The sequence below is a fragment of the Roseomonas sp. TAS13 genome (genome assembly GCF_001950415.1).
Classification (GTDB): Bacteria; Pseudomonadota; Alphaproteobacteria; order Acetobacterales; family Acetobacteraceae; genus Roseomonas; species Roseomonas mucosa.
Window position 1 is genome coordinate 1 of record NZ_BDLP01000324.1, and the last position, 4869, is coordinate 4869.

At 68.9% G+C, this 4869-nt stretch carries 6 protein-coding genes; 3 read left to right on the forward strand and 3 right to left on the reverse strand.

What is annotated here, in order from left to right; all coding sequences use genetic code 11:
* Positions 1 to 200 (forward strand): inositol monophosphatase family protein (locus ROTAS13_RS19230; RefSeq protein WP_083755623.1); only part of this gene is annotated, 200 nt, incomplete at its 5' end.
* Positions 197 to 982 (forward strand): 2-keto-4-pentenoate hydratase, encoded by a 786-nt coding sequence (locus tag ROTAS13_RS19235; protein ID WP_126281843.1) that lies wholly within the window; start codon positions 197 to 199, stop codon positions 980 to 982. The genes ROTAS13_RS19230 and ROTAS13_RS19235, both read left to right, overlap by 4 nt.
* 67 nt (positions 983 to 1049) lie before the next feature.
* Here ROTAS13_RS19235 and ROTAS13_RS19240 read toward each other — a convergent pair whose 3' ends face one another.
* Genes ROTAS13_RS19240 through ROTAS13_RS19250 form a run of 3 tightly spaced genes read right to left on the reverse strand, consistent with a single transcriptional unit; the run spans position 1050 to position 3394 of the window.
* Positions 1050 to 1730 carry a cytidylyltransferase domain-containing protein gene (locus ROTAS13_RS19240; RefSeq protein WP_208852667.1) on the reverse strand — a complete coding sequence of 227 codons (681 nt, stop codon included), beginning with the start codon at positions 1728 to 1730 and terminating at the stop codon, positions 1050 to 1052.
* Positions 1731 to 1749: 19 nt separating this feature from the next.
* On the reverse strand, positions 1750 to 2346 hold the full coding sequence (locus tag ROTAS13_RS19245; protein ID WP_019460075.1) for an SIS domain-containing protein: 597 nt from the start codon (positions 2344 to 2346) through the stop codon (positions 1750 to 1752).
* A gap of 13 nt (positions 2347 to 2359) precedes the next feature.
* Entirely contained in the window at positions 2360 to 3394 is a 1035-nt protein-coding gene (locus ROTAS13_RS19250; RefSeq protein ID WP_019460076.1) for a Gfo/Idh/MocA family protein, read from the reverse strand.
* A gap of 308 nt (positions 3395 to 3702) precedes the next feature.
* On the opposite strand from ROTAS13_RS19250, the gene ROTAS13_RS19255 reads away from it, so the two are divergent.
* Positions 3703 to 4869 (forward strand): hypothetical protein (locus ROTAS13_RS19255; protein ID WP_216348691.1); only part of this gene is annotated, 1167 nt, incomplete at its 3' end.

Genomic DNA, 4869 nt, shown 5'->3' on the forward strand with positions numbered 1-4869 from the left:
GCATGATCGGCAGCGCCGCGCTCTCCCTGGCCTGGGTCGCCTGCGGGCGCTTCGACGGCTACGAGGAGGAAGGCATCAACTGGTACGACGTCGCCGCCGGCTGCGCGCTGGTGGAGGCCGCGGGCGGCGAGATCGCCGTCACCGGCGAGGTCGGCGGGCCGATGCATGTGCGCGCCGTGACGGGGAGGGCACCCTCGTGAGCGGGTTGGCGGAGCGCCGCGCGCTGGCGGCGAAGCTGATCGCGGCGGTGCGGGACCGCGCCGTCCTGGCGCCGCAGCCGGCCGAGATCCCGGCCAGCCTGGCGGAGGCCGAGGCGGTGCAGGACGCGGTGGTGGCGGGAACGATCCGGAAGATCGGGGCCTGGAAGCTGGGCGCCACGGTGAAGTCGGTGCGCGAGGGCTTCGGGCTGGAACGCGGCTTCTTCGGCGTGCTGCCGGCGGAGCGTGTGCTGCCTTCCGGCGCCGAGCCGCCCGCGTCGGACCTGCCGCAGGCCGGGGTGGAGAGCGAGATCGCCTTCCGCTTCGGCCGCGACCTTGATCCGCGCGGCGCGCCCTGGTCGGCGGAGGAGGTGCGGGCGGCGATCACGGGCGTGCATCCCGCGATCGAGGTGCCGCAGACCCGCTTCGCCGCGCTGGGGCAGTTCGGCGCCTTCGGCCTGATCGCCGACAACGGCGCCTCGGGCCTCGGCATCGTCGGGGAGGGCGTCGCGGACTGGACGCCGGAGGAGCTGCTGGATCTGCGGGTGTCGGTGAGCTTCGACGGAGCCGAGGCGGCGTCGGGCACTGGTGCGCTGGTGGAAGGCGGGCCCTTCGGCGCCACCGTGGCCTTCGTGGCCCTGGCCAATGCGCGCGGCTACACGATCCAGACGGGGCAGTACGTGCTGACCGGTTCCTGCACCGGCTGCCTGCAGCCGCCGCGGCCCGGACTGGTGCGCGCCTCCTTCGGCCGTTTCGGCGCGGTGGAGATGCGGGTTCCGGCCTGAGCCGGAAAGGACGAAGCGCCGGGAGGTCTCCCTCCCGGCGCTTCCTGTCGGGTGATGCATCGCGCCGTCAGGCGGCGGCGGCATCCAGCGCCGCGGCGGGACGGTGGACCGTGTCCCAGAGCGCCTCGGCGATGTCGAAATCCTCCTGCGTCTTGATCACGTGCCCGGCCATCCGGCCCACCGGCCAGGTGCCGATGCGGCCGGAATAGGTGGCGCAGCGTCCGGCGGCGAAGGCCTCCAGATAGGTCTCGCGCCGCCAGCCGGTGATCGACCAGGTGATCCGCTCGACCGGCAGCAGGTCCTGGCTGTTGGTCTTCTCGGCGAAGGTGAAGTTCACCGGCGCGCCGCGATGCATGCATTCCAGGTTCTCGTGGATGACGCTCATCAGCGCGTCCTCCTGCCCCTCGCGCAGCCGGTTGACGAAGGAGCGGACCTCCTCCGCCGTCAGCAGCGGCGCGATGGAATGCACCTGCACCACCGCGTCGCAGGTGCGCTTCTCCAGGAACTCCGCGACGAACTGCTCGGAGGTCGCGGTGTTGGAGCCGAGATGCTCCGGGCGCTGGTGGAAGCGGGCGCCTTCGGCCAGCGCCACCGGCCCGAAGGCCGGATGCTCCGAATTCACCCAGATCTCGTCGAAGACCCCGGCCTCCTGGCACTTGCGGATCGCATGCGCGATCAGCGGCGCGCCGCGGATCTCCTTGAGGTTCTTCTGCTTCAGGCGCTGGCTGCCCATGCGGGCAGGGATCATGGCCAGGATGCGCATGGCGTCAGACCACGCTGTACTCGGCCTCGCCGACCAGCATGTCGACGACGGTGGTCAGCCAGATGTTGTGCACGCCCTCGACCACGTTGTAGGCGCCCGAGGGGATGTGGAAGTTGATGTCGCCTTGCGCCTTCAGCGGGTTCTCCGGCGACTTGCCGGTGAAGGTGACGACGCTGACGTCGTTCCTGCGGGCCCATTCGGCGGCCTTCACGGCATTCGGCGAGGTGCCGCTGACGGAGATCAGCACCACCGCGTCGCCCGGATCGGCATAGCGCTCCATGGCGCGCCAGATCCAGTTCTCATAGCCGTAGTCGTTGGCGAAGCAGGTGATCAGGTTGGGCTCGTTGAAGTCCACCGCGCGGACCCGGCCCTGCTTGGTGAAGTCCACCGCGCCGTGCGAGGAGATCGAGGCCGAGGCGCCGTTGCCGGCGAAGAGCAGCTTGTTCTTGCTGGCGCGGATCTTGAGGCAGAGATCGCGGAAGGCGATCAGCGCCGGGTAGTGCTTCTCGTCGAAGGCCTCCGACGTGTAGCGCTGGAAGTAGTTCTCGAGCCAGCCGTGCCAGTCATTGGTCACGACGGCGTCCTTGACGTTGGTGTCCATCACTCTCTTCCCCTCAGTCCGCATGTCCCAGGAGCATCTCGCGCAGATCGGCGGATTCGTGCCGTTCATGGGCGTAGATGCGGTCGATCAGGTCGAGCACCTGCAGCGCCTGCGCCGAGGAGCCGTAGGTGACGGCCGAGCCGGTGCGAACCGACTCGAAGAAGGCGTCCACCTCGCGCTGCCAGGAGGCATCCACCTCGAAGTGGATCTTCTCCTCGCTGTCGAAGCTCGCGGCCGGCGCCCTGGCGCGGTTGCGCGCGATGGTCAGGACTTCCTCGCCATAGGTGCCGGAGGAGGTCTTGAGCCCGTTCAGCGTGAGGTAGCCGCGCTCCAGGAAGACCTCGAGCGAGAAGAGGTGGCGCCACTGCGTCATGGTCGAGTGGAAGGAGACGGCGCAGCCTGTGGCGCTGTCGCGCATCAGGGCGAAGACGTTGTCCTCGATGCCCGGCGTCTTCCAGTAGAGGTTGGAGACCATGGCCTGCACCTCGTCGAACGGACGCCCGTTCAGGTGCAGCAACAGGTCGAGCATGTGGATGCCCTGGTCGAGCAGGATGCCGCCGCCGGCGAGGCTCCGGTCGGCGCGCCAGCCCTTCAGGTAGTCGCCGTCCACGCTCTTGCCGTAGCGGCCGCGCATCCAGAGGATCCGGCCGAACTCGCCTTCCTCGACCATCTCCTTCATGCGCAGGATCGCGCCGTGGTGGCGATGGTTGAAGCCGTACATCAGGACCCGGCCGCATTCCTGCTCGACACCGATGATCTCGCGCATCTCGGTGCCGTTGAAGCAGGGCGGCTTCTCGCAGAACACGTGCTTTCCGGCCCGCAGGGCGGCGATGGTCAGGGGGCGGTTCAGCCAGTTCGGCGTGCAGACGAAGACCGCGTCGAGGCTGGGATCGGCGATGATCTCCTCGGCCGAGGCGGCATAGGGATACGGGCAGTCGGGCAGCCGTACCGTGTCGAAGACGGTGGCGATCTCCGCGTGCCGCCCGGCCTCGATGGCGTCGGCCCGGATCTGCCCCATCTTCCCGTAGCCGATGATCCCCACTTTCATGCGGTGAGTCCCTTTTTGGTGGCTGCCCGGGTTGACGACCCAGGGGGCGACAACCATGGGTGGATAAACTAAGGGTTATTTTGCACCGCAAGATTGCATGACACAACCATTTAGTGTGTAAAACCTTTAGAACGCTTCTCATTAGTTGAGACAATGGAAGCGTTCGCGTCCGTCTATTTACTTAAACGTGATTAACCCTTGCTATGGTTGTGGGCATGCTGAAAGGTGCAACTTCAATGTTCCGCGAGCGCCGACAACCGGACATGACCGCTTACGAATCCGAGGGTGAGGGCTGCCCTGATACAGCCATGCCAGGGCAGGTCATCGAGGCCAGCCTCGACGAGGCCGGCTTCTTCACGTTGCGGATGAACGCGACGGGCACGGAGATCGAGAGCGTCCTGCTCGATACCGGCCAGGGGCCGCCGGAGGTGGTGCACCCGCTGGACGGGGGCCGCTTCGAGGCCAGGCTGCATCTGGCGGAGCGCGATGCCGCGCCGGTCCTGACGGTCACCACGAAGGATGGGCGTCACGATCTTGCCCTGCGGCCGCATGGCTGCCTTGGTCCGCTGGCCGCGAACCGCCCGTCGCCGGCCCTGGTCTCGCGCCGGGCCGATGCCGTGGCCGCCCTGCGCGAAGGGCCGGGCGCCGTGGTGCTGTTCCTCGCCACGGACACCGAGGGCGAGGGCTGGGACCGGCTCTGTGCCCTGGGCGGAGGGTTGCGCGCGGAGGGGCATTCCCCCTGGCTCCTGCTGGTGTCCGATGCCGCGGGCTTCTCCGGCGCCACGGCCCGGATGCTGGCCCATTTCGACTTGGCGATGCTGGCGGTGCCGGCGCGTGGCCTGCCGGCCTCCGAGTGGGAGCCGTTCCCCGGCGACCCGGCGCTGGAACAGGTGATGCTGCGGATTGCCAAGCCCGCCGAAGGTGTGCGCCTGCCCGCGCTGCTGCTGGCCGAAACCCCGCAACTGCTGCAACGCTTCGGCAAGCCCGCGCTGGCCTTCCCGCGTGCCTGCCTGCTGCCCGCCGAGGCGGTGACGGCGCCACGCTTGGTCTATATCCCGCAGCATCGGCAGAAGCTGGTGGGGCAGATGCGCGACAGGCTGCGCGGCATCCGCGTCATCCTGTCCTCCGAACCGCTGCGCGCCAGCCTGTCCCGTCTCTGTCCGGAGGTGCCGACCCTGGTGCTGCGGAACGGGGCGCCGACCACGGGGCTGGCACGCGGGCTGGGCCTGCCCATGGCGAGCCCCTCGGCCGAGGCCCTGGACCGCGCCCTGCGTCAGCTGGTGCTGGAGGCACGCCTCGCCGATCCGGAGGGCGAGGGGCGGACCGGCCTGCTGGTGGACGGCACGGAGGGCGACACCCTGACCGGGGAACTATCGAGACTGGCCCAGGGCCGGCTCTATGCCCTGGGTGGCGGCACAGCATCCGGCGTGAAGCCCCTGGCCCGCGCCTGTCTCTTGATCACATCTACGCACAGC